The following is a 24,229-nucleotide window of genomic DNA, read 5'->3' on the forward strand; positions in this document are numbered from 1 at the left end:
AGCGGGGGCCGGCACGAAGGGACAAGGCAAGGCTATCGGCGTTTCGCCCCAAAGGCCACTAACGATTTCTTTATTCGGCCGTCGAGCGCCGATAGTGGCTGGGCGGCAGCGTGTTGTATTTCGACCAGACGCGCCGCATGTGCCGAGGCGATGCGAAGCCGGATTTTTCCGCTACGCGCTCCATGTCCAGCCGTGAATTGGCAAGGACGTCGCGCGCCAGCGTCACACGCATCAGATTGATATAGGCCGTCACCGACAGGCCGGCATGTTCCTGAAACAGCCGCGAAATATGCCGCGCACTCATCGCGCCGATGCCCGCAAGCTCGGCAAGCGACCAGCCATGGGCCGGATCGGCCATGATCGCATCCTGAACGCGATGGATGGCGGGGTGAACATGGTTGCGGCCGCTGAGCCAGGGGGAAAGCTGCGGCTCGGCACCCGTCCTTCGCATATAGACGACCATGTGGCGGGCAATGGTCAGCGCCGTCACCGGCGAGGTGAGCTTGGAGGCGAGATGCAGCATCAGGTCTGTGCCTGTGGTGATGCCGGCGCTTGAATAGCGGTCCCGATCCTCGACATAGAGCCGGTTGTCGAGAACCCTTGCTGTCGGGGCATGTTCCCTGACCTCGTCGAGGCAGGCGGCATGTGTGGTGCAGGCATAGCCGTCCATCAGGCCGGCGCGGGCGGCGAGCACCGCTCCCGAGCAGATGGTGACGAGAGTGATGCCCGGATGGATTACGCCTCGGAGCCAGGTCGCAAGCTTGGCAAGCTCCGGCTCGATATCCTCGGCATCATCGGGCGGCGTGACGCTGCCGGACAGGATGACATAGGCGCCATCGGGAATGTGATCCGGCAACGGCCTGAGATCGGCAAGCGTCAGCCCGACCGAAGTCGTCTGCGATGGCTGGGCAGCGATAAACTGATAGTCGAACAGGACGTCGTCCTGTTCGATATTGGCGCGGCGCAACACCTCCACCGGCCCGGCCACGTCCATCAGCAGCGTATAAGGCGGCAGGAGGACGTAGACAGGAATGATCCGCCGATGGAGGCGCCGGTCGCTTTGGGTCATGCGGCACTCCGGATCGATGCGTCGGCAAGCGCCTCTTCGACCGTCGCGATGCGGGCGAAGCGGCCCGATAGCACCAGCTCGCTGCGCTTCTTGATATCCTCGGCGCTGAAGACCGTGCCCGAGGCATGCGTCATCGGGAAGGTCAGCGTTGCCTCGGTGACATAGTCGACTTCATAGCCGAGATCGGACGCGTGCCGGGTGGTCGTCTCGCAGCATTGTTCGGTGCGGATACCCGAAACGATCAGCTTGCGGATGCCGTTTGCCACCAGCCAGACATCGAGGCCGGAGCCGACGAGCGCCGAGTGGCGGCGCTTGTGAAATACTGCATCGGCCTCCAGCGAGATTTCATCGAGCTTGCGCACAAAGCCGCTTTTCAGGCTGAAATGCGCGTCGCTGTCCTCGACATGGAAAATCTGGACGACGGGAATGCCCTTCGCCTTGGCGCCGTCGATCAGTGCCTGCAGGCGGTCGGTGAAAACAGGCAGGTCGTCCGTTCGCCAATAAGGACGCTGGCGAAAGGATTCCTGGGCATCGATGACGAGCAGTGCGGTATCCGCATGGGACATTTTCGTATCTCCTGTGCTTGAAAGGATAGCCGAGACTAGACCTTACTTGAAGGCTTCGAAAGCCATCTGGCGGACAGAAAGGGGACAAATACGGACATGCTTTGTGAAGGGCTTGCTCCAGATCCGCGCACGGAGACGGCCTGAGGCGTTGCGCCTTCAGGAAGGGCCGCATAAGGTTGGCGTCGATGTCATCGAGAGCGTAGCGGCCTTCGTTTCGCTTTACCCACCGTGTTCACAAAACATCCCGCCGGAAGAGCCGGGTGGCGATCATCGCCATGCAGCCACATGCTTCGGGATGATGCTTCAGGAGAGAGATCATGCTGCGTTTCGGAATTCTGTCGACGGCCAAAATCGGCCGCGATCTGGTGGTGCCTGCCATTCAGGATGCGGAAAATTGCGTTGTGACTGCCATCGCCAGCCGTGATCTCGATCGCGCCCGTCAGATGGCCGACCGCTTCTCCGTGCCGCATGCTTTCGGCTCCTATGAGGAGATGCTTGCCTCCGACGCCATCGACGCCGTCTATATCCCCTTGCCGACCTCTCAGCATGTCGAATGGACGATCAAGGCTGCCGATGCCGGCAAGCATGTGCTGTGCGAAAAGCCGATCGCGCTCAAGGCGGATGAGATCGACAGCCTGATCGCCGCCCGCGATCGCAACAAGGTGCTGGTGACGGAAGCCTATATGGTCACCTATGCGCCGGTCTGGCGGAAGGTCCGTGCGCTGCTTGCCGATGGCGCCATCGGCCGCCTGCGCCACATCCAGGGCGCCTTCACCTATTTCAACCGCGATGCCGGAAACATGCGCAATATTCCCGCGCTTGGCGGCGGCGGCCTGCCTGATATCGGTGTCTATCCGACGATCAGCGCCCGCTTCGTCACCGGCCGCGAACCGCTGCGCATTCAGGCGGTAACGGAGCGTGACCCGGAATTCGGCACCGACATCTATTCGAGTGTGAAGGCAGACTTCGGTGATTTCGAAATGACCTTCTATATCTCCACGCAGATGGCCAACCGCCAGGTCATGGTCTTCCATGGCACGGAAGGCTTCATCGAGGTGAAGTCGCCCTTCAATGCCGATCGTTATGGCGCGGAAGAGCTGGAGTTGACCAATCGGGGCCATTCGGAATCGCAGATCTTCCGCTTCCCCGACAGCCGCCAGTACAAGCGCGAGGCGGAGGCCTTCGCATCGGCCGCGCTCGGCGAGGGTACGGAAATCGTGTCGCTGGAAAGCTCGAAGCTCAACCAGAAGGTCATCGACGCCATCTACCGCGCCAGCGAAAAGGATGGCTGGGAGCCGGTCTGAGGGTTATTCTCAGGAATTTTGCCGGTGGCGGAAGACGAAGCGCGAATAGCCGAAGAAGCTGAACGCAGTCGCCGCCGCCGATGCAAGCGTCAGGGCGATGATCGGCCGCAATGACGGCTCGGTCATCAGCAATGAACTGAAGAGAGCATAATTCAGCAGAGCCGAGGTCAATCCGACCGAACCGTAGCGGAAGCCTTCCGCCGCCAGCGAGCGGTTGGATCGCCCGAAGGTGAAGTTGCGGTTGAGCACCCACGTGGCAAGCAGTGCGCTCGGTATCGAGATGGCGCGGCCGATGAAGGGGCCGATGGGCGTGAACCACAGCAAGATATGCAGGACACCCGCATCGACAATGAAGCCGATGCTACCGGCGATCAGGAAGCGAAAAAGCTTCTTCATGCGGCCTTGGCCCTTTTCTTCCGGCTTGCCGGCTTTTCGAGCTCGGCCATGTAGACCGTTCTGTCATCGCCGCTTTCACGCGAGGACGGTTTTGGCAGGCTCATATAGTGGATGCGCAATTGTTCGGCGCGGGCGCGCGCCACGGAATCGAGGATCAGGCCGGCCGTAAACAGCATGAAGGAAATCATCACTAGCGCCAGGGAGAGCACCCAGGTCGGCATGCGTGTTACCAGCCCGGTTTCGAAATATTCGACGAAGACCGGAATAGAAAAGCCAATGCTCATTTCCATCGAAATGGCGCTCAGGATGCCGAAGAAGGCGAAAGGCCGCGTTTCCTTCATCAGCATGGCGAACATCCAGAGGATCTTGCCGCCGTCGCGGAAGGTGGAAAGTTTCGAATGCGAGCCTTTCGGCCGCCGTCCGTAGTCGAGTTCCAGTTCGCTGACGGGCAGCTTCAGCCTGGAAGCATGAACCGACATTTCCGTCTCGATCTCGAAGCCGCCCGATACGGCCGGGAAGCTCTTGACGAAGCGGCGCGAGAAGGCGCGGTAACCGGAGAAGATATCGGTGAAATCGGCGCCGAAGATGGTGCGGTAGAGCCAGTTGAAAATGCGGTTGCCGAAGGCATGACCCTGGCGGCCGGCATCGTTCTGGACGTTGCGGCGGGTGCCGACGACCATATCGGAGCCTTCCGTCAGCAGCGTGCGGATCAGCTCTTCTCCGTCCTCGGGGGCATAGGTGCCGTCGCCATCGGCCATCAGATAGATGTCGGCCTCGACATCGGCGAACATGCGGCGCACCACATGTCCCTTGCCCTGCCGCCGCTCACGCACGACGGTCGCGCCCGCAAGCATGGCATGCAGCGCGGTGCCGTCGGTCGAATTATTGTCGTAGACATAGATCGCTGCCTGCGGCAGCGCCTTGCGGAAACCGCGCACGACCTCGCCGATCGTTGCGGCTTCATTGTAGCAGGGCAGGAGGACGGCGATATTCAGCTTCTCATTCCACATGGTCTTGGCCGGTTGCTACGCGTGAAGTCAAGTTGAGGCCCGATTGACGATCCGGACGAGAGCTTATCCCGTTGGCTATTAATAAGACCCTATGGCTGCGAAATAAAAAAGGCGGGATATCGGCGCTGCGAAAAACATTATCGTGATGAAAGCGGCAATGGGCATGGGCTTTACTTTTTTTTGATCGGCAGCCGTTAGCGTATCCCCGACTATCCTTCCAACATGGGGTTTATCGAGATGGCGCAGACGCTGGCATTGCCGCCCGAGGCAGCCGGAACGGCAGAGAAGAAGACGTCTCTGCGCTGGTCTCATCCTGCCCTCGTTGCGCTCGTCTATGCCGTCGTCATCATCGTCGCGCAGCTCGTCATTCATCGTAACCTCACAGACTATGTCGGCCCGGACAATGACGACGCCATGCGTCTTGTCGAAGTGCGCGATTTTCTCGCCGGCCAGGGCTGGTTCGACATGATGCAGTATCGCCTTGGCCTTGAGGACGGGACGCTGATGCATTGGTCGCGCTTCATCGATTTGCCGATCGCAAGCCTTATCCTCTTCTTCCGGATGTTCTTTTCACCCGAAGGCGCCGAAGCCGCGGCACTGACCATCTGGCCGCTGATGCTCATCCTGCCGCTGATGTTCTTCATGGGTCTCGCAGGCAGGCGCATCGCCGGTCCGCAAGGCATGCACTTTTCACTGATCCTGACAGCATTCTTCGTGCTGCTTTCGCCGCGTTTCGTGCCGGGATCCATCGATCACGACAATGTTCAGCTTGGCCTCGTCGCCCTTGCCATTGCAATGCTGGTCGACGAAAGCTACAAGCCCAGTAACTTTGCGATCGCCGCCGTTGCGCTTGCCATTCAGCTCGGCATCGGCGCGGAGACGACACCCTTTGTCGCCGTCGCCTGCATGTCGGTTGCCTGTTTGTGGGCCTGGAAAGGCGAAGTCTTCGCACCGGCCGCGAAAGCCTTTGCCCTGACGCTGACGGTAGCCGTCAGCGCCGCCTTCTTTTCGCTGGTGCCGCCGCGCTTCTATTCCATGGTCACCTGCGACAATCTTTCGTTGGGCTTTTATGGCATCACCAGTGCCGGCTGCGTAGGGCTTCTCCTGTCATCTCTCTTTGCCAGCCGTCTCTCCCGGCCTTGGCGCATTGCAATTCTCACGGTCAACGGCGCATTCGTGTTTGCGACGACCGTCGCGCTTGCGCCGCAATGCCTGCGCAATCCGCTTGCCGATCTGGACCCCATGCTGGTGGATCTCTGGCTTAGCAGGGTGACCGAGGCACAGTCGATCATCTCCGTTGCCCACCGACAGCCCGACACGCTCGGCGCCTTCTATGCGACGGGTTTTCTGGCGATGCTCATTTGCGCGGTTCGTATCCTGCGGGGCAATCGCGCGAGCCTCCATGCAATGCTGATGGCTCTGATCGCGATCAATTGGATGATTACGCTGATGCAGGTGCGTGGCGCAGAATTCGCCAATCTGCTGGCCATACCGCCATTGGCATTGGTGATCGCCGAACTGCGCAAAAGCTACATGGCCGATACGAGAAATCTTCGCTCCGTTCTGCTTTATGCAGCGACGCTATTGGCTTCCGTTCCGGCGGTTTGGGCCGTGGGCGGTGCGCTTGCGAACAAGGGGGTTGTCAACGGCTTTATGGTCGCGACCCCGGCCAAAGCGGAGGAGACCTCCAATTGTGCCTCCGAGGAGGCCCTGGCGCCGATTGCTGGGCTCGAACCTGGGGTCGTCGCGGCCGCCTCAAACATGGGAGCGCCGATTTTGCGCTTCACGCCCCATCGTACCCTCTCTGGCCCCTATCATCGTGATCCCAACGGGATGCTGGCCGAGCTGCATATCGGTCTTGCGGAGCCGAAACAGGCCGAGGTGCTTCTGCGTGACGCAAAGGTGACGATTGTCGCTTTCTGCAAGGATGATCCGCAGGTGGAAATCATGAGCGAGCGGGCGCCCAAGGGATTTTATGCGCAGCTCAGCGCCGGGCGTGTACCCGTTTATCTGGAGCCCATTGCTGCATCGACTGAATCGGATGTGCAGTTCTTCCGCTTCAAGCCACAGAATTGAGCTGGAGCGTTTCAGCTCCTCCTGGAGTGTCTGAACCCTCCCACGTTACATAATTCCTGACGGGAAACCGCCGAACACTTCCTGACGTTGCTTTTAAGCGCGGCGTTGTTCCATCACATCGGCGGTAATGAGATAGCCGATGAAGCCGAGATTGTAGCCGCCGAGCGCGATGAACAGCGTCATCAACGGCGGCGGCGTGACAGACATCGCGACCGCTGCCATGAAGGCGATGCTCACCAGTGCCACGCCGAGCAGGGCGCCGATCGTCGTGCGCTGCAGGCCGGCGGCAATTCCGATGATCGTGGCGGTCGCGAATATCATCGCTCCATATCCTCTTTACCAAGAATCAGTTTGCACAGGTTTACGCATGGATGGCTAAGAAAGGCTTTGTCCGTAGGGTTAACGCTTGATGAAGCAATAAGCTCCGCGCCCTTCATGACACATGCAAAGGAGGCGGCAGTCCCTTAAATATGCGCACAATCCTCCGCTTCGATCGATTCAGACTTAAGGGGTAAGCACAAGGCTCCGCATTTTCCGCGACATCGGCTAGAAAGAGGATATGAGCAGCTTTTTTGAGAATGATTCGCCCTCGAACCTGACGGAATATTCCGTCTCGGAATTGTCCGGATCGATCAAGCGCACGGTCGAGAATGCGTTCGACCAGGTGCGCGTGCGCGGGGAAATCTCCGGCTATCGCGGGCCGCATTCCTCGGGCCATGCCTATTTCTCGCTGAAGGATGACCGCTCCCGCATCGATGCGGTGATCTGGAAAGGCACCTTCTCCAAGCTGAAATTCCGCCCCGAGGAGGGGATGGAGGTCATCGCCACCGGCAAGGTGACCACATTCCCGGGCTCGTCGAAATATCAGATCGTCATCGAGAGCCTGGAGCCGGCCGGCGCCGGCGCCCTGATGGCGCTGCTGGAGGAGCGTAAGCGCAAGCTCGGCGCCGAGGGCCTTTTCGATCCAGAGCGCAAGCGCCGGCTCCCCTTCATGCCTGCCGTGATCGGCGTCGTGACTTCGCCGACGGGCGCCGTCATTCGCGATATCCTGCATCGCATCTCCGATCGCTTCCCCGTGCATGTGCTGGTCTGGCCGGTGAAGGTGCAGGGCGAGGGCTCGGGCGATGAAGTGGCGAATGCCATTCGCGGCTTCAACGAGTTTGCGCCTGGCGGCCCGATCCCGCGTCCGGACGTGCTGATCGTCGCGCGCGGCGGGGGTAGTCTGGAGGATCTCTGGAGTTTTAACGACGAAGCCGTCGTCCGCGCTGCGGCCGGCAGCGAGATCCCGCTGATCTCGGCCGTGGGCCACGAGACGGATTGGACGCTGATCGACTATGCCGCCGACGTGCGCGCACCGACGCCGACAGGCGCGGCCGAAATGGCCGTGCCGGTCAAAGCGGAACTTGAGGCGCAGCTTGCAAGCCTTGCCGCCCGGCTGCAGGGCGGAGTGGGCAGGCAGATGGATCAGCGGCGGCAGGCGGTGCGTGCGCTGCTGCGAGCCCTGCCGTCGCTCGACCAGATCCTGGCCCTGCCGCGCCGCCGCTTCGACGAGGCGGCCGCCGGCCTCGGCCGGGGTTTGGAGCTGAACACGCTGAACAAGCGTCGTTCCTTCGAGCGCACGGCCTCGCAGTTGCGGCCGGATATCCTGTCGAACCGGATTGCCGAGCGCCGTCAGCAGCTTAATGAGCGAATGACCCGCGCCGAACGCACCATCGAGCGCATGCTCGACCGGTCCCGTGCCCGCATCGAACGGGCCGATGCCGTCTTCGCCACGCTGCCCTCGCGCCTCGAAGCGCAAACCGGTCGCGCCCGCGACCGCCTCGGCAATCTCGTCCGTCACGCCGACACCGCCATCCGCCATCAGCTGGCCCGTGCCCGCAGCGAACTGGTGGCGCAGGAGCGTATCCTGCAGTCGCTTTCCTACAAGAACGTCCTGAAGCGCGGCTATGCCGTCGTGCGCGACGAGGACGACCGCCCGGTTTCGCTCGCCGCAGCACTTTCGACGGGTGCGGCCATCTCGATCGAGTTTGCCGACGGCCGCATCGGTGCAGTCACGGGCGATGATGCCACCACGCCGCCTTCGTCCACGCCACCATCAGCCGCATCGCCTGCGAAAAAACGCACCACCAAACCGGCGGAACCAGCCGCTCCGCCGAAGCAGGGAAGCCTGTTCTGATGCGCATCCTACTGGTGCTGGCCCATCCCCTGGAAGACAGCTTTGCCGCAGCCGTGGCGAAGCTGGTGCGGGAAACCCTCGTCGCCGGCGGCCATGAGGTCGATCTGCTCGATCTCTATCGCGAAGGCTTCGACCCGCGCCTGACCGAATCCGAGCGACGCGGCTATTTCGACCAGCCTTATGATACGTCGGGTGTCGACGACATCGTCGCGCTGCTACGGGCGGCCGAGGGCTTGATATTGGTCTTCCCGCAATGGTGGTTCAATTTCCCGGCCATTCTCAAGGGCTTCTTCGACCGAGCCTTTGCGCCCGGCGTCGCCTTTACCCATGATCCGGCCGGCGGGCGCATCGTGCCAAAACTCACCAATATCCGTCTGTTCTGGGCGTTGACAACAACCGGCTCGCCCTGGTGGGTCGTACATCTTTATATGGGCAATCCGGTGCGGCGCCTGCTGAAGCGCGGCATCGCCGCCTTCTGCGCCAAGCGGCTGAATTTCCGCATGCTGGCGCTGCACGATATGGATCGCGTCACTGATGCCGGGCGCAAGGCGCATCTCGAACGCGTCAAACGAGCGTTGGCGACGATCTGATCCCGTGGTTTTTGCCAAAAAAAGATGCCGCGGCAGGGGTTACCGCGGCACGATTGCGTTCAAATGCCTGGGCCTTGTTAGGCCCACTCGCCCTTGCGCATGACGGGCACACGCGAACCATCGGCATTGATGCCGTCGATATCGACCTTGTCGGAGCCGATCATCCAGTCGATGTGGATCAGGCTGGAATTGCCGCCCTGCGCCTTGATCTGCTCCTGGCTGAGCGTGGCGCCATCGAGGAAGCATTTCGAATAGCACTGGCCGAGCGCAATATGGCAGGAGGCGTTTTCGTCGAACAGCGTGTTGTAGAACAGGATGCCGCTCGCCGAAATCGGCGAGGAATGCGGCACCAGCGCCACTTCGCCGAGCCGGCGGGCGCCTTCGTCGGTGTCGAGCACCTTGTTCAGCACTTCCTCGCCGCGCGTCGCCTTGGCCTCGATGATCCGGCCGCCTTCGAAGCGCACCTGGATATCGTCGATCAGCGTTCCCTGATGCGACAGCGGCTTGGTGGAGGAGACATGGCCTTCGACGCGCAGCGCATGCGGCGTGGTGAAGACCTCTTCCGTCGGGATGTTCGGGTTGCAAGTGATGCCGTTCTTGGCGGTGGAGGCGCCGCCATGCCATTCATGGCCGTCTGCAAGACCGACTGTCAAATCGGTGCCCGGTCCCTGGAAATGCAGGGCTGAGAAGCGCTTGCCGTTCATCCAGGCCGAACGCTTGTGCAGATTGGCATTGTGCTCCGCCCAGGCCGCGATCGGATCTTCGACATCGACGCGCGAGGCGGAAAAGATTGCCTTGGCAAGCTTGGCAACCGCGATCGCTTCCGGATCGTTCGGGAAGACCAGCTTTGCCCAGGAGGGGTTCGGATAGGAGACGATGTTCCAGTTGGTGTCGAAATTCGAGATCTTTTCGAGCGCCGGCTTGTAGGCAGCCGAATTTGCGCGGTTGGCACGCGCAACCTTGTTCGGGTCCTGATTGGACAGCAGCATCGGGTTGTCGCCGGCAATGGCGAGGCGTGCCGTGTTGTTGGAGAAGGCCTTGGCCATGCCTTCATAAAGCCATGTCGCGGCGCGGTCGAAGCTCGCATCCTGGCCGTATTCATAGCGGGCAAGCGTCGTTTCTTCGTCCGAATAGAAGGTGGAGACGAGACCGGCACCGGCCTTGTAGGCTTCGCGCGTGATCAGCCGCACCAGCGGCATCGCCGCAACTGGCGCCGTCATCAGCAGATCCTGGCCGGCCTGCAGCTGCAACCCGACCTTTACGGCCACTTCCGCAAGCTTTTCCAGCTTGGCCTGATCGACGGGATGATGGTTGGGGGAGGCTGATGTCATGGCAAAACCTGCTTGGCTGATATCGAAGATGGTCTGAAGACTTAGACCGGTTTGCGGCGAAATTGAAGGCGCTTTGTCCGATCTTGCAGATGGTCAGGCAATCAGCGGCGCAGCCTTGGCCCTGAGCGCGGTCAAGGCGTCCTGCGGGCTCAGCCGCACTTGCAGACCGCGCTGGCCGCCGTTGATATAGACATAGGCCTCGGTCATCGCCTGCGCCTCGATCGCTGTCGGTACGACCTTCTTCTGGCCGAAAGGGCTGATGCCGCCGACATGGTATCCCGTCAGCCGTTCGGCATCGACTGGCTTCATCATAGCGGCAGACTTGCCGCCGAAGGCTGCGGCGAGCTTCTTCATGCTGACGTCGTGATCTGACGGGACGACAGCGCAGACCGGCTTGCCGTCCACCTCAGCCATCAGCGTCTTCAGCACCCGATGCGGCTCCTCGCCAAGCGCCTCCGCCGCCTGCAGCCCGACACGCTCCGCATTCGGATCGTAATCATAGGCATGCACGGTGAAGGCGACCTTCGCCCGGGTCAGCACTTGTGTCGCGCGGGTGGTTTTTGACATGGATTTATCTCTAGGCGGTCTTGCCGAATGCAGCCGCGTAGATATCGGGCTTGAAGCCGATCAGCAGCTTTCCGTCAGCCTCCAGCACCGGGCGTTTGATCATCGAGGGCTGCGCTATCATCAGCGCGATGGCCTTGTCCTTCGAAAGGTCGGCCTTATCCGCGTCCGGCAATGCCTTGAAGGTGGTGCCGGCGCGGTTGAGCACGACTTCCCAGCCGGCTTCCTTCGTCCAGCGCTCCAGGTGATCCCGGTCGATGCCAGCGGCCTTGTAGTCGTGGAAATCATAGGCGATGCCGTGGCCCTCGAGCCAGGTGCGCGCCTTCTTCATCGTGTCGCAGTTCTTGATGCCGTAAATGGTGATCGTCATGTCGAATCCGTCTCTTGCTGTCCGATAGCGCATACCATGCGAATAAAGGCGGATGAAAGCCGATCATGGGGCGAAGCGGTTCGCTCATCCATTGCAGTTGCCATCTATCATCCTGTAAATATGCAGCGTGCATATTTATGGTGCGGGTGAAGCATGGCGGCGGACAAGGAAATATTGCGGCTGGAGAATCTTTTCGGCGCCATGAGCCTTGCTCTGGTGGATAAGATGGAAAAGGCCTTTGCTGATGAAACGGGCCTTGGCCCGAGCGCAATCGCCGCCATCGTTCAAATCGGCACCGAGCCAGGGCTGACGATCGAGACCTTGCGCCGAATGATCGCGCTCTCCCATTCCGCGACTGTGCGCCTTGTCGACCAGTTGGTCGCGTCCGATCTCGTGCTCCGGGCCGGCGGTGTCGAGGGAGACAAGCGCGCCCGCTCGCTGCAGCTGACGGAAAGAGGGCGCGCGCTTTTCGAGCGCAGCCTTGCCGCACGCCGGGCGGTCATTCATCGGGCGTTCGCGGTGCTCGGACCGAAAGAGACGGAGCAGTTCGGCCATCTCATCGAGAAGCTGCTGCCAGCCTTGGTCGATCTCGGCGACGATCAGGACGTCGTCTGCCGCGTTTGCGATCAGGGCGTGTGCGACCAGGACCGCTGCCCTATTGCCTTCATGGCATAGCCTCGAGATAGGCGGCTTGACATTTTCATAAAATATATGCATACTGCATACATATATTTTGGACGAAGTCGATGGTTACGACCTCGATGCTTTGAGCATTGCCTGCATCAACTCGATCGGAGGCATGATCGCCATGAGAAATCATCCAATTCTTGCCCGGCTAAGAAGCCAGATGCATGCTGCGCTTGCCGGAGCGCAGTATCACCTCAGTCGCTTTGGCGTGCTTCTCCGCGAGGCGGCGACGATCGCCTTTACCCTGCGCTGTAGGGTGATCGATCGCCGCTAGAGCGGTTTAGCGTTTCACGGAATCGCCAAACCGCTCTATCTGTTTGTTTCTGCGCAATTCCGGACGGAAAACCGCTGCGCACTTTTCCTGGAATTGCTTTAAAGGAAGTCAGTCTTCCAGCGTTCCTGGCTTGCGGGCGACGGAGCTTGGCTTATCGGAGCCGATCTTCATCAGATCGCCGCGTCGGCGCACCAGCCGGTCTGAAACACGGGTCACGATGAGGCCGGCTTGCGGCGCGCGAACCTCAATGGTCCCATTTGGCATACCGGGCGCTGTTATGATCGTTGCCAGCAGATCGCCTTCCACGACGCGTTCGCCAATGTTGCGATGGAAGAGCACCGTGCCTGCCTGTGGCGCACGGATCATCTCGATATTGTCGAGCGGCACGGCCGGCCCTTCAAAGGTACCGAGCGCGACGCTGTCGTCCCGCACCGCGCCGCGCGCGGCCAGGAAACGCCATAACCCCTCGGCATCCTGCTTCGCTATGTCGGGATAGACATCGCGGGTGCCGCGCAATTCCACCGTCACCGAAAGCTTGCCCGGCAGATGCGCTTTCTTTTCGCCCGGCACCTCATATTTCCAGGCGAAACTGACGGCCTCCTCGAAGGCCGAGCTTTCGCCATCGGACAGCAGCACGGCATCCATTTTCAACGCGGCCGCAAGATCGGCGGCCTCGGGCCAGAACGCCTCGTCGATATAGGCATATTGCAGGGATTCGTCGTCGCAATGCAGATCGATCACCAGATCGGCGCCGAGCGCCATATGGATCAGCTGGCGCTTCAGCCGGTCGACGGCGGGGTAGCGCTCCAGACCTTCGATGAGGAGATCGCGATCGCGCAACGAGATCAGCGGGAAATCACGATTGAAGTTGGTGCGCGTGCCGAGATCGAAGCGGCCTTGCATCTCGCCGAAGTGCGATTGCCCAGCGCCGATCGGATTGGCATGCGGCACGACGATGATATCGCTGAGGATGGTGCCGTCCGCTTCAGCCTGCCGCAGGTGTTCGCAGAGGAAATGAACGAGTGCGGTGCCCGGCAGCTCGCCGGCATGCAATGCCGCCTGGATATAAATCTTTGGCGCATCGGGCTTGGTGCCGGCAAAATGAAGAACCGGCAGCCGCCAGGCGATCCCCGGAGTGTCGCCTTCGATGACGATTTCGGTGACGTTCATGGGCGGGCCTCCTGCTGATGACAATCGGAGACCCATATCAAGCCTTTACCGCAACCCGCAACCGTTTGTCGCCATCTACCGATACCAGGATCGAGGACAAACGCCCCAAAGTGGCTTCTAGCGGCTACGGTTCCTGCGCAGGCCGAAGCTCAGGATCAGGCTGAGCAAAACCGCACCGACGCCGAAGGAGAAGGGTGCGGCATAGCCGAGATGATCGGCGAACAGGCCGGCGATCGGACCGGTCGAGCCGAGCGACACGTCGAGAAAGATCGAGTAGAGCCCGAGCGCGACACCGCGGTTCTGCGGCGGGATGCGCTCCATGGCCTCGTTGCCGAGTGCCGGGAAGACGGGCGCAAAGCCGGCACCGGCAAGAGCCGCGCCGATGATGGCGATGGTCGGGGAGGGCGCAAAGGCAAGGGCCGCCAGGCCGATGATTTCGACGACGAGGGAAATGCGCACCAGCGGCAGGCCGCCGAAGCGCGCGACTGCCTGGGCAAGACCCAGGCGTACGCCCATGAAGGCAAGGCCGAAAGCACTAAGGGCGAAAGAGGCACCATCCCAGCCGCGGCTGTGGAAGAAGAGCGCCACGAAGGCCATGACGACGCCGAAGCCGCTGGAGGCAAGGGCAAGCGCGATGCCGAAGGGCGCGACGCGGCTCAGCACCTGGCCGGTGCCGATGCCCTTTTCTTTCACGCCAGGCACGGGCGGGCGCGTTTGCGCCAGCATGAAGCCGGCAACCGCAAGAATGATGGTGACGACGCCGATGGCGAAGAAACCGTATTGCCCCTGCAGCCAGGCGCCGAACGGTGCTGCGAGCGCGATGCCGCCGTAAGTGGCAATGCCGTTCCAGGAGATGATGCGGACGGTCTCGCGCGAGCCCATCAGGCCTATCGCCCAGGTGATCGCCGCTGTGCTCACCCAGCTCTCGCCGATGCCGAGCGCCAGCCGGCCTGCAAGCAGGAGAGGAAGGCTCGCTGCCGGGACCTGGATCGTAAATGTGGAGGCGATCGTCAGAGCGCCTGACAGACCATAAGCAAGGAAGCCGAGGAGAACCGACCGGCGTGGTCCATATTGATCGCAGAGCCTGCCGACATGGGCGCGGCTGACGATGGTCGCCACATATTGCGTGCTGACGGCGATACCAGCCCAGACGACGCCGAAGCCGAGGCTGCTGTCGACATAAGTCGGCAGAACTGCAAGCGGCAGGCCGATGGCGAGGTAGCCGAAGAATGTCAGCGCAACGATCGAGATGAGGGACAGGGTCGAAGTGGACCGGATGGTCTCAGAGGCAGTGTTCACGGGATATCGCCTGCGGGCACCGGCAGCGGTGTCCATGCTATTTGCCACGAAGGACGGAATTCGTTCGGATAACTGAGGTGACGGCGGCCAGACGACCGTGCGTCGCCACGAATAACGGGTATCAGGCAAAGGCGGCCATGGTCAACGAATTGCTGCCTTGCAGCAAAAGCCATTGACGGGATGAATTGATTGTGCGTCGGCAGCCGAAACTGCCCGTCGCAGTGGGCGGAGCCTGCAAGGAGGCCCCGCTCACCGGGCGCTACATGGTCAATATGACACTGGCGGTTGTTCGTCCGGCCTCAAGGTCGGCATGGGCCTGAGCTGCATCCTTGAGCGCATATTCGGCGCCAATCGGGTTGATGAGACCTGCCTGCAGTGCAGCCATCAACGCCGTAGCGCCTTGGCGGTAGAGGTCCGGATCGCTGGCATAGGTCAATACGCTCGGGCGCGACAGGCCGATCGCCCGGGGTGCCGTCAGCTCCTCGATCTGGATCGGTGGAATGGGGCCGCCTGCCTGGCCGAGACTTGCGACCACGCCGAAGGGGCGTACGGCGGCAAATGTCTGCGACAGCATGGTGCCGCCGATCCCATCGACGGCGAGATGCACGCCGCGGCGATCGGCAATGCGGCGTGTTTCCTCCACCCAATCTTCGGACGTGTGCAGAAGAACCACGTCTGCGCCGGCCTCGTAGGCGTATTCTGCCTTGGCTTCGGAACCGACCGTGGCGATGACGTTTGCGCCGATTCGCTTGGCAAGGCGTGTCACGAGCTGGCCGAGACCGCCGGCGCCCGCATGCACCAGCACCCATTCGCCTGCTTTTACCGGATAGACCTTTTGCAGCACCATTTGGGCCGTCAATCCGCGCAGCATCGTACTACCGGCAACGCGTTCGCTGACGCCATCGGGCAGTTTCACCAGGCGAGCAGCCGATAATGTCCGCACCTCGGCATAGCTGCCAAGCGGATGGCCGATATAGGCGACACGGTCGCCGACCTTCAATCCTGCAACTTCGGGGCCGACTGCTTCGATGACACCAGCGCCCTCGAAGCCGAGCACGCTTTGCCCTGGCGGCAGCGGATAAAGTCCGGAACGGACATAGATATCAACGAAATTGACGCCGGAAATGCTCTGGCGGATGCGGGCCTGGCCGGGGCCTGGCTCAGTGGCAGGGAGTTCGATGGCTTTCATGGCCTCGGGTCCGCCGGGGCCGGTAATGGCGATCGCTAGGGGCATGCGGAAGTCTCCTTTCAGGAGATCTTTGACCATAAACCCCGGCTTGAATAAATTCGGTATGAACTCACCGCATCTGTGCAATAATGCACCGATGATAGACTGGCAGGACCTTCACCATTTCGCCGCCCTGGCGCGAACCGGCTCGCTGTCTGCAGCGGCGCGGGAGCTTGGAGTGGATCACGCAACGGTTGGCCGGCGCATTGCCGCGCTGGAGCGCTCGCTCGATCTACGCCTCATCGACCGGCGGCCGCGCACCTCGCCTCTGACGGCAGACGGCCGCGCCATTGCCGAACTGGTGGGGCGCATCGATGAAAATGTCGAGGCGATCAGGCGTTATTCGAAGAGCGCCGTCGCCGGACTTTCCGCGGCGGTCAAGATCAGTGCGCCTCCATCGGTCGCCGCTCATCTTCTCGCCCCGAAAGCCGCCCTGTTTCGCATCGACCATCCGGACATCACCTTGACCATCGCCGGTGTCTCGCGCCGCGTCGCGATCGATCACGGCGAGGCGGATATCGCTGTGAGAACGACGAGGCCGGAGGAGAGCGATCTGCTGGTTCGGCGCATCGGCGTGATGCGCTTCGCTCTTTACGCCGCCCCATCCTTTGCGCAGATGCCCGAGGAAGACTGGGTCTTCATCGGCTACGATGCTGGCCTTGAGCATCTGACACGGGAGACGTGGCTGCGCAGCTTGCTGGCCGACCGGCCAATCGTATTTCGCGCCGGCGATATCTTCGGGCAGCTCGAAGCGGCGCGCGCTGGTATCGGCGTTCTCGTGCTTCCCACTTTCCTCGGGGACAGCGAACATGCCCTGGCGCGCCTTCCGGCAACGACCCCGTCACCCACGCGAGACCTTTGGCTGGTAACCTATCCGGATCTGCGCCGTTCGCCTGCTGTCCGCGCCGTCATGGATTTTGTCTGCGATGTTATCGGCCAAAGCTGCCCTATCCGGGATGGCACAGGCGCGGGAGCGTAGGGCAACCCCAGGCCATATTTTCTTGTTGCAGCTTCGCCGCGAATCTCTATCCATAAGTGGATGCGCCATCCCTATGGTCGGTGATCGATGACGAAGCTGGGCAGTTGGTTCGTGGTGGACAGGGCGGATCTGGTCGCGGGCATATCGGTTGCCGGCCTGATGCTGCCGGAAGCGGTCGCTTACGCAGGCATTGCCGGCCTGCCGCCGCATCGTGCGATTCTCGCCGGCATCGCCGGATGTCTCGTCTATGCCATATTCGGCCGTAGCCGCTTTGCCATCGTCTCTCCCACATCTTCGTCCGCCGCCATTCTTGCGGCGACATTGGCGGTCGTGCCGGGCGATGCCACGGTCAAAGCGGGTCTTGCGACGGTCGCCGTGGCGCTCGCCGGTATTCTCTTTGTCATCGCTGGCGCATTGCGCCTTGGCGGCATCACCGGTTTCATCTCGCGGCCGGTTCTGCGCGGCTTCGCGCTGGGGCTGGCGATCACCATCATCCTGCATCAGCTGCCGATCCTCGTCGGCGTGCCGGCGCAGGGCTCGAATATCCTGACCTACGCGGCTGCACTCTTCGGCGCTATCCTGCAATGGAATCCGATCAGCGTCGCAGTCGGTATCGTCGCGCTGGCGGCGTTGCTGCTGCTGAAGCGACTGCCTGGCATTCCCGGCGCCTTCCTCGTGCTCGTCGCCGGCATCTTCGCCTCCTATCTGTTCGGCCTGGAAGGTCATGGCGTCAAACTGGTTGGCCCTATCGAGATCCTGCCGCAATGGCCGTCGCTGCCGGACGCCGACTGGACCGCCTATTCGCGGCTGGTGCAGTTCACCGTGCCGCTTGTCCTCATCCTCTTTGCCGAGTCCTGGGGTACGATGCGGGCCTTGGCGCTGCGCTACGGCGAGACGCTGGAGGTCAATCGAGAGCTCGGTGCGCTGGGTGCCGCCAATATCGCCAGCGCCGTCGTCCAGGGCATGCCGGTTGGAGCCGGTTTTTCCGCCGGTTTCGCCAGCGAGGCGGCCGGCGCGAAGACGCGGGCGACCACCGTCTTCGCCGCCATTGGCCTGGCGATCCTGATTGCCTGTGCCGGCCCGCTTGTTGCTCTTCTGCCTGAGCCCGTGCTCGCGGCCGTCGTGATCGCGGCTCTTACGCACGCGCTCGATCCCAGTCCCATCCTACGCTTGCGCCGACTGCACCGTGATTTCTATGTGGCAGTGGGTGCCGCGCTCGGTGTGCTGGCCTTCGGCGTCCTCAACGGCATGCTGCTGGCGATCGCGCTCTCGCTTGCCGCGATGATGCACCGCCTGGCCTCGCCCCATGTTGCCCGTTTGGGGCGGCTCAACAACAGCCATGACTTCGTCGATGTCAGCAGACATGACGATGCCTCCGAGATACCGGGCATTGCCATCTGGCGCCCCGGCGAGATCCTATTTTTCGGCAATGCTGATACGATCTTCGGCGAGATATTGTCCGGCAGCCGCAGCGAAGCTGGGTTGCGGGCAGCCATTCTCAGCCTTGAAGAAAGCTCCGATATCGACAGCACGGCGATGGACGCCTTGATGGAGTTCGACAGCGCCATGCAGCGAGCCGGCCTCCGCGTTCAATTTGCTCGCGTGCACGACCGCGTTCGCGATCTCATGACAGTCGCGGGTGTTGCCGATGTCGACAAGCGCTGCAGCTTTAGTGTCGATGATGCTGTGGCGGCGGTGATGGCGGATGGCAATCAGCCGAAGGCTTGACCGGATCGCTCAGTCGCGCAGAGTCCAGTAGCATAGATGCTGGTGGGTCGATTGACCCTGCAGGCTGTTGATGAGGACAAAGTCTTTGGCTGTCCAGCTCACGGGTTCCTCAAGCGCAATGTCCGGAACGATTTGCCCCCGATAGAGCAGCGTCATATGCGGCTCTACGGGTTTTTCTTTCTCCGGCGCAATACCCGTGAGCCGCATGGCGTCGACCAATTCCTGATGGATAGCCTTGAGTTCGGGGTTCCCGTTCCTGTTCCACAGAACAAGCGGGCGATTGCTGCCATTGCCGAAACTGACGGCCTGATCGAAAACCACTGGACAGGATGGCTTTCTCACTCTCGAAGCGGCCTCCATCGCTGCAAATACTGTCTCCTCGGGCAAGCAGCGGAACGAACCGATCGTATAGAGCGTCACATGCAGGAGATCGGCTCTTCGTGGTCTTGCGAAAAATCGGTATTGACGATGGAAATTGCCTGCGAGCTTGTGACTACGAGCGGCACTCTCCGCATCGGGAAGGACCGCAAAATAGAGCTCGCTAACTGGCTCTTGATCGACTGGCTGCGGTGTCCGGCTGTACGATCCGCCGCTGAGATAGAGCGAGAGTTGCCTGTTGTTCTTCATGGGTTGCTTCAAAGCTTTACCGCTCTACCCCTTCCTGATTTTGACCGCAAAATGATAGAGTAAAGCGATTGCTAACTCAAGAACAAATCAAGAACATATAATGGATTGACAGAGCGCCCGGCTGTGAGCGCCATTTTAAAAAAGCGATCGAATAAAAGGTCTGCTTGATCTGTTCATTCCAGGTTCGGGCCTTCGTGCCCATTCTCACCAACAGGAATCACAGCCATGTTCACCAGATCAGTCGCCGCAGCCATTGTTCTCGCTCTCATCGGCCTTGGCATTGCTTCTTGCTCTACTTCGGGTGAGCGCAATTCTGGCGGCGGCATGACGCTGAACGCCCCTCCGACTGGTGGCGGATATTGATACTTGTGCCTGTGACCGTCTCAGCGGCATTCCATCGCCGTTAAAACGGTGGCAATTCTCGTTCTTTGCAAGAATCGGGTTGAATTCGAGGCTCCCAAGGACGATTTTCATGACAAGTGGAAACACGGGAGCTTTCGTCATGAACGAGACAAGGCAGACTTATCTGATCTTCGAAACTGCTGGCGGCTTCTGCGGCATCGCCTGGAATGATGTCGGCGTGCTGCGCTTTCAATTGCCGACCAAGGACGCCGGCGCGACCGAACGCCTGCTTCTGCGCCGCTTGCCGAATGCGCAGCCCGGCACGCCGACCTCGCAGGTCGCTGAGGCGGTCGCCAAGGTGAAGCGCTATTTCGCCGGTGAGGAGATCGACTTTTCCGACGTCACGCTCGACCTCGGCGAGCAAGATGCATTCTTCAAGCAGATCTATGATGCCGCCCGGCAGGTCGGCTGGGGCCACACGACAACCTACGGAACATTGGCCAAGCAGCTTGGCGCCGGGCCGGAAGCCGCACGCGATGTCGGACAGGCCATGGCGAAAAACCCGGTGGCGCTCATTATCCCCTGCCACCGCGTTCTGGCGGCAGGCGGCAAGATCGGCGGTTTTTCCGCGCCAGGCGGCTCCAACTCCAAGGCCCGCATGCTGGAGCTGGAAGGCGTCCAGCTTGCGCCGCCGAAGCCGGTGCAGCAGTCGCTGGCGTTTTAGGTAACGAAGCGGGGCGGGAGGCTTCGGCCGCTCGCTCTATTTTTCTGATGCTTGCCGGGCGCGGGAAAACAACAGCGTCTGCTTGTCGTTGAGGCGGATCGGCTTCGGATCGCAATAGCCTACCTTTTCGGCAACACGGATCGAAGCGGTATTGTCGGGCGAGATCAGACAGACGCTGCGGTCAAATCGCGGCTGCTGGTCGAGCCAGGCAACGGCTGCTGCCAAAGCTTCTGTGGCAAAGCCCTTGCCATGTGCCCATGCCGCCAATGCCCAGCCTGCCTCCGGAATGCCCTTGATCGGCGGCTCCATCACCCTGTGAAAATCGGCAAAGCCGAGATCGCCGACATAGCGGCCGGAGGATTTCTCGCGGATCGCCCAATAGCCATGCCCAAGCAGCGGCCAAAGGCCGTGATAGGACAGCATCCGCATCCATGACTCCCTGGAGGTGGAGACGACATTGCCGAAAATATGCTTCACGACCAGCGGATCGCTCCACATGCCGGCAAGCGGCTCGAAATCATCGAGCGTATGTCCGGTCAGGACAAGCCGTTCGGTTTCCAGTCTCGGCGGGGAAAGCGTCGCTTCCATAAAGGCAGACCTTTGATTTAGCTTTGGGTATTCTGCTGCAGGCGCTGCGCAACCGCATCCAGATCGGGCAGGAACCAGACCTCACGCCCCTTGTTGGACTCGTAGACGAAATCGCGCAAGGCGTTACTGCCCGCGACCCATCGGGAGATGTCGCCCATGATGACGAGCTGGGCGCGATAGTTGACGAATTTCTGGATGATCGCGCCGGCGATGCGGGTCGAGAGCTGGAAGAAGTCTTCGCTCAGCCGCGATGTCGGCACGACCACCAACTGGGCTTCGGCATCCCATACAGCGCTGATCCAGTCATTCACGTCCCTCTCGCTGGCGAGAAGTGGACCGTTGTCATCGCCGATGACGATTTTTCGGCCGGAGAATTCTTTGACTGTGTACATGCTGGTTCGATTTTGCCCGCTATTGAAATAGGAGTTTCCGCTATCGTTCCGTGTGATCGACCGGCAATAGCTATCATGTGGGGCATTCGGATCCTAGAGCCACGTCAGCGGCTGGAAAATCGCCGTCGTCGTAACCCATGCCGCCTGGTTTTCCGCCCCTTCGTTCCATCGCTTGCGCCGCAATCTGGGCCGGCTTCATCGGCATGTCGCTTGGCCGCAACCTGCATCTGCTTTCCCGCTATATGAGCATATCTGCCCGGCCTGTTGGCCAGGCGGGGTAGGCACCTCGGGTCAGGCCATGGTCCCATCACTCTCTTAGCAGCATGGCCAATTGGCAGCTCATTGGGAAAGCGTGTATTTTGCACCTTTACAAGGCCGGTCGGCTTCAATTAAGTGTATTATGCACATATATGGAGCAAACACCATGGCATCCAGAATCCTCGTCATCGTCGGCAGTGTCCGGCCGAACCGCATATGCCCCGCTGTCGCCAAATGGGTGACCTCGGTCGGGCGCGAGCTCCTGTCGGCCGAATTCGAGATCGTCGATTTGCGTGACTGGCCCCTACCGATGGACGGCGAACCCAGCATCCCGGCCACGGGTGATTATCGCACCGATCTCACCAAGGCCTGGAGCGAAAAGATCATGAGCGGCGATGCCTTCGTCTTCGTCAGCCCGCAGTATAATTGGGGCTATCCGGCCGTATTGAAGAACGCGCTCGATCACCTCTATCGGGAGTGGGCAGGCAAGCCGGCGATGATCGTCTCCTATGGCGGTCATGGTGGCAATAAATGCGCCGCCCAGCTTCATCAGGTGCTGACTGGATTGAAGATGAAGCCCACCGAAACCATGCCCGGCTTCACCCTGTCGCGTACCCGCATCGAAGCGAATGCCGGCGAGGTGCACCCGCCGACGGAATTTGCCGAGTGGCAGCCGATGCTTGAACAGGCTTTCGGCGAGTTGGGTCGCGGCTGAGCGTGCAATCCTTGCCGCATCGGCTTTCCCGATTGATCGGCGCAGTGCGCCTGATTGAGGCCATGATAAAGCTACAATCGATCATCATCGAGGGTGAGTGGATTTTGTTCATCAATACGAATTGGTGCTCCCCAGCGAGGCATGTCGTGCCATGCAGAAATCGATCGTCGTAATTTCTCTCCTCACGCTCGTTGGTGCATATTCGCCAGCACAGTCAGCTACCTGGCAACCGCCACCCGGTCATGTCCAGGTGCCGATCTGGCCCGGCGCGGTGCCGGACGCGCTGCCCAATGCGAAGCCCGAATCTGTTCTTCCCGGCTCGGCGACGGTCACGGATGTCACCCAGCCGACGATGACCGTCTACGCCCCCGCGGGGCGCAACACGGGCGCGGCCGTGGTGGTGTTCCCGGGTGGAGGGTACAAGGTTCTGGCGATGGACCTGGAGGGCACGGAAATCTGCGACTGGCTGACCTCGCGCGGCGTCACCTGCGTTCTGCTCAAGTACCGGGTGCCTAATTCAGGCCCCACATGGGAAAAAGGACAGCGCCACTATCCGAAGGTGCAAACGGCTCTGCAGGACGCCCAGCGCACGCTGGGGCTGGTGCGCCAGCACGCCGCGCAGTGGCATGTCGATCCCCACAAGATCGGCGTCATCGGCTTTTCCGCCGGTGGACATCTCGTTGCCGCGCTCAGTACGCATTTCTCGCAGCGAACATATGCGCCGGTCGACGATGCCGACAAGTTGAGCTGCCGGCCGGACTTCGCCATGGCCCTCTATCCCGGCCATCTATGGGTGCATGAGGATGAGGACAAAGCCACCCGAAACGAGGCAGACATGAGCCTGCGCCCGGACATCCACGTCAGCGCCGACACCCCGCCAACCTTCCTGTTGCAGGCCGAAGACGACCATGTCGATGGTGTGGAGCAATCGCTCGTCTACTATATCGCATTGCAGAAAGCCGGCGTCCCCACGGAAATGCATCTATACGCGCAAGGCAGCCACGCCTTCGGTCTTCGTCCCACAAAGTTTCCCATCAGTCACTGGCCGGTGCTGGCGGAACAGTGGCTGCACACGATCGGCGTGCTTGATCCGCAAAAGGATAACTGATCGTGACGACAGTCCGGCTTGGGTGATCGCCGGCCGACCGGGAAGCGTCGGCTATTTGATGAGATCCCTTTCGCGTTCAATCGCCAGCCTCACCTCGCGATAATGTTCCGTTAGTTTCGCCAGATCGAAAGCCCGGTTGAGGCCGCTCGGATTGGGCAGGACCCAGATCGTGGTGCCCGCAAACGCCTCTGGTTGCCTGCCCCATTCGACATCGGGTCGCAGGCTGATGGCGGCATAGGCAGCTTTGCCGAGAAATGCCAGATTTGCCGGCGCAAGCCTCCTGATCTTCTCTTCGAGCACAGGTGCAGCGGCAATGTAATCGCTCTTCTTCAGCTCGCTGGCACTTTTCGTCGGGCGGGAGACAGCTGACGTCAGACCGAGGCCGTATTGCAGCATCTCGCGCTCTTCCTCCGCCCGCAGCAGGCGAGGGGTGAAGCCGGCAAGGTGCAACACTCGCCAGAAGCGGTTGCTGCGGTTGGAAAAATTATGCCCGTCGCGATGCGCGGTAAGCGCGGGGTTCAATCCGCAGAAGACCACGGAGAGATGAGGGGCCAGAATCTCGGCGAGCCCGCTCGCCTGCTCCGTGATCTCGATCGGCTCATTCATGATCTTCGTTGGCGCATCATCCTGCATATCTGATTTCCTGCGGGAGCGGCGG

At 61.1% G+C, this 24,229-nt stretch carries 27 protein-coding genes; 12 read left to right on the forward strand and 15 right to left on the reverse strand.

The window, feature by feature from the left end; all coding sequences use genetic code 11:
* Positions 1–70: 70 nt before the first annotated feature.
* Positions 71–1,069 (reverse strand): helix-turn-helix domain-containing protein, encoded by a 999-nt coding sequence (locus tag ABOK31_RS19050; protein ID WP_174175978.1) that lies wholly within the window; start codon positions 1,067–1,069, stop codon positions 71–73.
* Positions 1,066–1,635 (reverse strand): isochorismatase family protein, encoded by a 570-nt coding sequence (locus tag ABOK31_RS19055; RefSeq protein ID WP_349957195.1) that lies wholly within the window; start codon positions 1,633–1,635, stop codon positions 1,066–1,068. Before ABOK31_RS19055 ends, ABOK31_RS19050 begins: the two co-directional genes overlap by 4 nt.
* A gap of 317 nt (positions 1,636–1,952) precedes the next feature.
* Here ABOK31_RS19055 and ABOK31_RS19060 point away from each other — a divergent pair, with 317 nt between their 5' ends.
* On the forward strand, positions 1,953–2,939 hold the full coding sequence (locus tag ABOK31_RS19060) for a Gfo/Idh/MocA family oxidoreductase (protein ID WP_349957197.1): 987 nt from the start codon (positions 1,953–1,955) through the stop codon (positions 2,937–2,939).
* A gap of 9 nt (positions 2,940–2,948) precedes the next feature.
* Here the strand turns inward: ABOK31_RS19060 and ABOK31_RS19065 are convergent, their stop codons facing one another.
* Both ABOK31_RS19065 and ABOK31_RS19070 read right to left on the reverse strand, forming a co-directional pair.
* Entirely contained in the window at positions 2,949–3,335 is a 387-nt protein-coding gene (locus ABOK31_RS19065; RefSeq protein WP_174175972.1) for a GtrA family protein, read from the reverse strand.
* On the reverse strand, positions 3,332–4,345 hold the full coding sequence (locus tag ABOK31_RS19070) for a glycosyltransferase (RefSeq protein WP_349957198.1): 1,014 nt from the start codon (positions 4,343–4,345) through the stop codon (positions 3,332–3,334). The genes ABOK31_RS19065 and ABOK31_RS19070 overlap by 4 nt, the downstream gene beginning before the upstream one ends.
* Before the next feature lie 237 nt (positions 4,346–4,582).
* Here ABOK31_RS19070 and ABOK31_RS19075 point away from each other — a divergent pair, with 237 nt between their 5' ends.
* Complete coding sequence (locus tag ABOK31_RS19075) at positions 4,583–6,421, forward strand: hypothetical protein (RefSeq protein ID WP_349957199.1); 1,839 nt, start codon at positions 4,583–4,585, stop codon at positions 6,419–6,421.
* A 93-nt stretch (positions 6,422–6,514) separates the two neighbouring features.
* Here the strand turns inward: ABOK31_RS19075 and ABOK31_RS19080 are convergent, their stop codons facing one another.
* On the reverse strand, positions 6,515–6,742 hold the full coding sequence (locus tag ABOK31_RS19080; protein ID WP_349957200.1) for a homogentisate export protein: 228 nt from the start codon (positions 6,740–6,742) through the stop codon (positions 6,515–6,517).
* Positions 6,743–6,980: 238 nt separating this feature from the next.
* Here ABOK31_RS19080 and xseA point away from each other — a divergent pair, with 238 nt between their 5' ends.
* Positions 6,981–8,597, forward strand: a complete 1,617-nt coding sequence (gene xseA, locus ABOK31_RS19085; RefSeq protein WP_349957202.1) for an exodeoxyribonuclease VII large subunit — start codon at positions 6,981–6,983, stop codon at positions 8,595–8,597.
* A complete protein-coding gene (locus tag ABOK31_RS19090) occupies positions 8,597–9,187 on the forward strand; it encodes an NAD(P)H-dependent oxidoreductase (protein ID WP_349957203.1) in 591 nt (196 codons plus the stop codon). The genes xseA and ABOK31_RS19090 overlap by 1 nt, the downstream gene beginning before the upstream one ends.
* Positions 9,188–9,264: 77 nt before the next feature.
* On the opposite strand, the gene ABOK31_RS19095 is transcribed toward ABOK31_RS19090, so the two are convergent.
* The 3 genes from ABOK31_RS19095 to ABOK31_RS19105 all read right to left on the reverse strand — a co-directional run bounded on the left by ABOK31_RS19095 (position 9,265) and on the right by ABOK31_RS19105 (position 11,452).
* The gene (locus tag ABOK31_RS19095) at positions 9,265–10,518 is read right to left on the reverse strand and encodes an aminopeptidase (protein WP_349957204.1); all 1,254 of its coding nucleotides are present in this window, start codon (positions 10,516–10,518) and stop codon (positions 9,265–9,267) included.
* 93 nt (positions 10,519–10,611) lie between these two features.
* Complete coding sequence (ybaK, locus tag ABOK31_RS19100; protein ID WP_349957205.1) at positions 10,612–11,085, reverse strand: Cys-tRNA(Pro) deacylase; 474 nt, start codon at positions 11,083–11,085, stop codon at positions 10,612–10,614.
* A 10-nt stretch (positions 11,086–11,095) separates the two neighbouring features.
* Positions 11,096–11,452, reverse strand: a complete 357-nt coding sequence (locus ABOK31_RS19105) for an ArsC family reductase (protein ID WP_174175956.1) — start codon at positions 11,450–11,452, stop codon at positions 11,096–11,098.
* A gap of 153 nt (positions 11,453–11,605) precedes the next feature.
* Between ABOK31_RS19105 and ABOK31_RS19110 the strand changes: the two genes are divergently transcribed.
* Together ABOK31_RS19110 and ABOK31_RS19115 are read left to right on the forward strand one after the other, a co-directional pair.
* Positions 11,606–12,127, forward strand: a complete 522-nt coding sequence (locus ABOK31_RS19110; RefSeq protein ID WP_174175954.1) for a MarR family transcriptional regulator — start codon at positions 11,606–11,608, stop codon at positions 12,125–12,127.
* Between the two features lie 133 nt (positions 12,128–12,260).
* Entirely contained in the window at positions 12,261–12,413 is a 153-nt protein-coding gene (locus ABOK31_RS19115) for a hypothetical protein (protein WP_174175952.1), read from the forward strand.
* Positions 12,414–12,521: 108 nt separating this feature from the next.
* Here the strand turns inward: ABOK31_RS19115 and ABOK31_RS19120 are convergent, their stop codons facing one another.
* The 3 genes from ABOK31_RS19120 to ABOK31_RS19130 all read right to left on the reverse strand — a co-directional run bounded on the left by ABOK31_RS19120 (position 12,522) and on the right by ABOK31_RS19130 (position 16,116).
* Positions 12,522–13,583, reverse strand: a complete 1,062-nt coding sequence (locus tag ABOK31_RS19120; protein ID WP_349957207.1) for a succinylglutamate desuccinylase/aspartoacylase family protein — start codon at positions 13,581–13,583, stop codon at positions 12,522–12,524.
* Positions 13,584–13,700: 117 nt separating this feature from the next.
* Positions 13,701–14,882, reverse strand: coding sequence for an MFS transporter (locus tag ABOK31_RS19125; RefSeq protein ID WP_349957208.1), 1,182 nt, complete (start codon positions 14,880–14,882; stop codon positions 13,701–13,703).
* 259 nt (positions 14,883–15,141) lie between these two features.
* Positions 15,142–16,116 (reverse strand): quinone oxidoreductase, encoded by a 975-nt coding sequence (locus ABOK31_RS19130; protein ID WP_174175946.1) that lies wholly within the window; start codon positions 16,114–16,116, stop codon positions 15,142–15,144.
* A 91-nt stretch (positions 16,117–16,207) separates the two neighbouring features.
* Between ABOK31_RS19130 and ABOK31_RS19135 the strand changes: the two genes are divergently transcribed.
* Both ABOK31_RS19135 and ABOK31_RS19140 read left to right on the forward strand, forming a co-directional pair.
* Complete coding sequence (locus ABOK31_RS19135) at positions 16,208–17,089, forward strand: LysR family transcriptional regulator (protein ID WP_174175944.1); 882 nt, start codon at positions 16,208–16,210, stop codon at positions 17,087–17,089.
* A gap of 87 nt (positions 17,090–17,176) precedes the next feature.
* The gene (locus tag ABOK31_RS19140) at positions 17,177–18,817 is read left to right on the forward strand and encodes a SulP family inorganic anion transporter (RefSeq protein ID WP_349957210.1); all 1,641 of its coding nucleotides are present in this window, start codon (positions 17,177–17,179) and stop codon (positions 18,815–18,817) included.
* 9 nt (positions 18,818–18,826) lie between these two features.
* On the opposite strand, the gene ABOK31_RS19145 is transcribed toward ABOK31_RS19140, so the two are convergent.
* The gene (locus ABOK31_RS19145; protein ID WP_349957211.1) at positions 18,827–19,444 is read right to left on the reverse strand and encodes a 2'-5' RNA ligase family protein; all 618 of its coding nucleotides are present in this window, start codon (positions 19,442–19,444) and stop codon (positions 18,827–18,829) included.
* 225 nt (positions 19,445–19,669) lie between these two features.
* On the opposite strand from ABOK31_RS19145, the gene ABOK31_RS19150 reads away from it, so the two are divergent.
* Entirely contained in the window at positions 19,670–19,807 is a 138-nt protein-coding gene (locus ABOK31_RS19150) for a hypothetical protein (protein WP_159444822.1), read from the forward strand.
* Between the two features lie 139 nt (positions 19,808–19,946).
* Positions 19,947–20,510, forward strand: a complete 564-nt coding sequence (locus tag ABOK31_RS19155) for a methylated-DNA--[protein]-cysteine S-methyltransferase (RefSeq protein WP_349959033.1) — start codon at positions 19,947–19,949, stop codon at positions 20,508–20,510.
* A gap of 36 nt (positions 20,511–20,546) precedes the next feature.
* On the opposite strand, the gene ABOK31_RS19160 is transcribed toward ABOK31_RS19155, so the two are convergent.
* Both ABOK31_RS19160 and ABOK31_RS19165 read right to left on the reverse strand, forming a co-directional pair.
* Entirely contained in the window at positions 20,547–21,098 is a 552-nt protein-coding gene (locus tag ABOK31_RS19160; RefSeq protein ID WP_174175935.1) for a GNAT family N-acetyltransferase, read from the reverse strand.
* A 17-nt stretch (positions 21,099–21,115) separates the two neighbouring features.
* Complete coding sequence (locus tag ABOK31_RS19165; protein ID WP_174175933.1) at positions 21,116–21,490, reverse strand: DUF4180 domain-containing protein; 375 nt, start codon at positions 21,488–21,490, stop codon at positions 21,116–21,118.
* Positions 21,491–21,914: 424 nt separating this feature from the next.
* Between ABOK31_RS19165 and ABOK31_RS19170 the strand changes: the two genes are divergently transcribed.
* Positions 21,915–22,463, forward strand: a complete 549-nt coding sequence (locus tag ABOK31_RS19170) for an NAD(P)H-dependent oxidoreductase (protein ID WP_349957214.1) — start codon at positions 21,915–21,917, stop codon at positions 22,461–22,463.
* A gap of 151 nt (positions 22,464–22,614) precedes the next feature.
* Positions 22,615–23,571 (forward strand): alpha/beta hydrolase, encoded by a 957-nt coding sequence (locus tag ABOK31_RS19175; protein ID WP_349957215.1) that lies wholly within the window; start codon positions 22,615–22,617, stop codon positions 23,569–23,571.
* Between the two features lie 51 nt (positions 23,572–23,622).
* On the opposite strand, the gene mug is transcribed toward ABOK31_RS19175, so the two are convergent.
* A complete protein-coding gene (gene mug, locus ABOK31_RS19180) occupies positions 23,623–24,204 on the reverse strand; it encodes a G/U mismatch-specific DNA glycosylase (protein ID WP_349957216.1) in 582 nt (193 codons plus the stop codon).
* Between the last annotated feature and the right edge of the window lie 25 nt (positions 24,205–24,229).

This window comes from Rhizobium sp. ZPR4, assembly GCF_040215725.1.
In the GTDB taxonomy this organism is placed as follows: domain Bacteria; phylum Pseudomonadota; class Alphaproteobacteria; order Rhizobiales; family Rhizobiaceae; genus Rhizobium; species Rhizobium rhizogenes_D.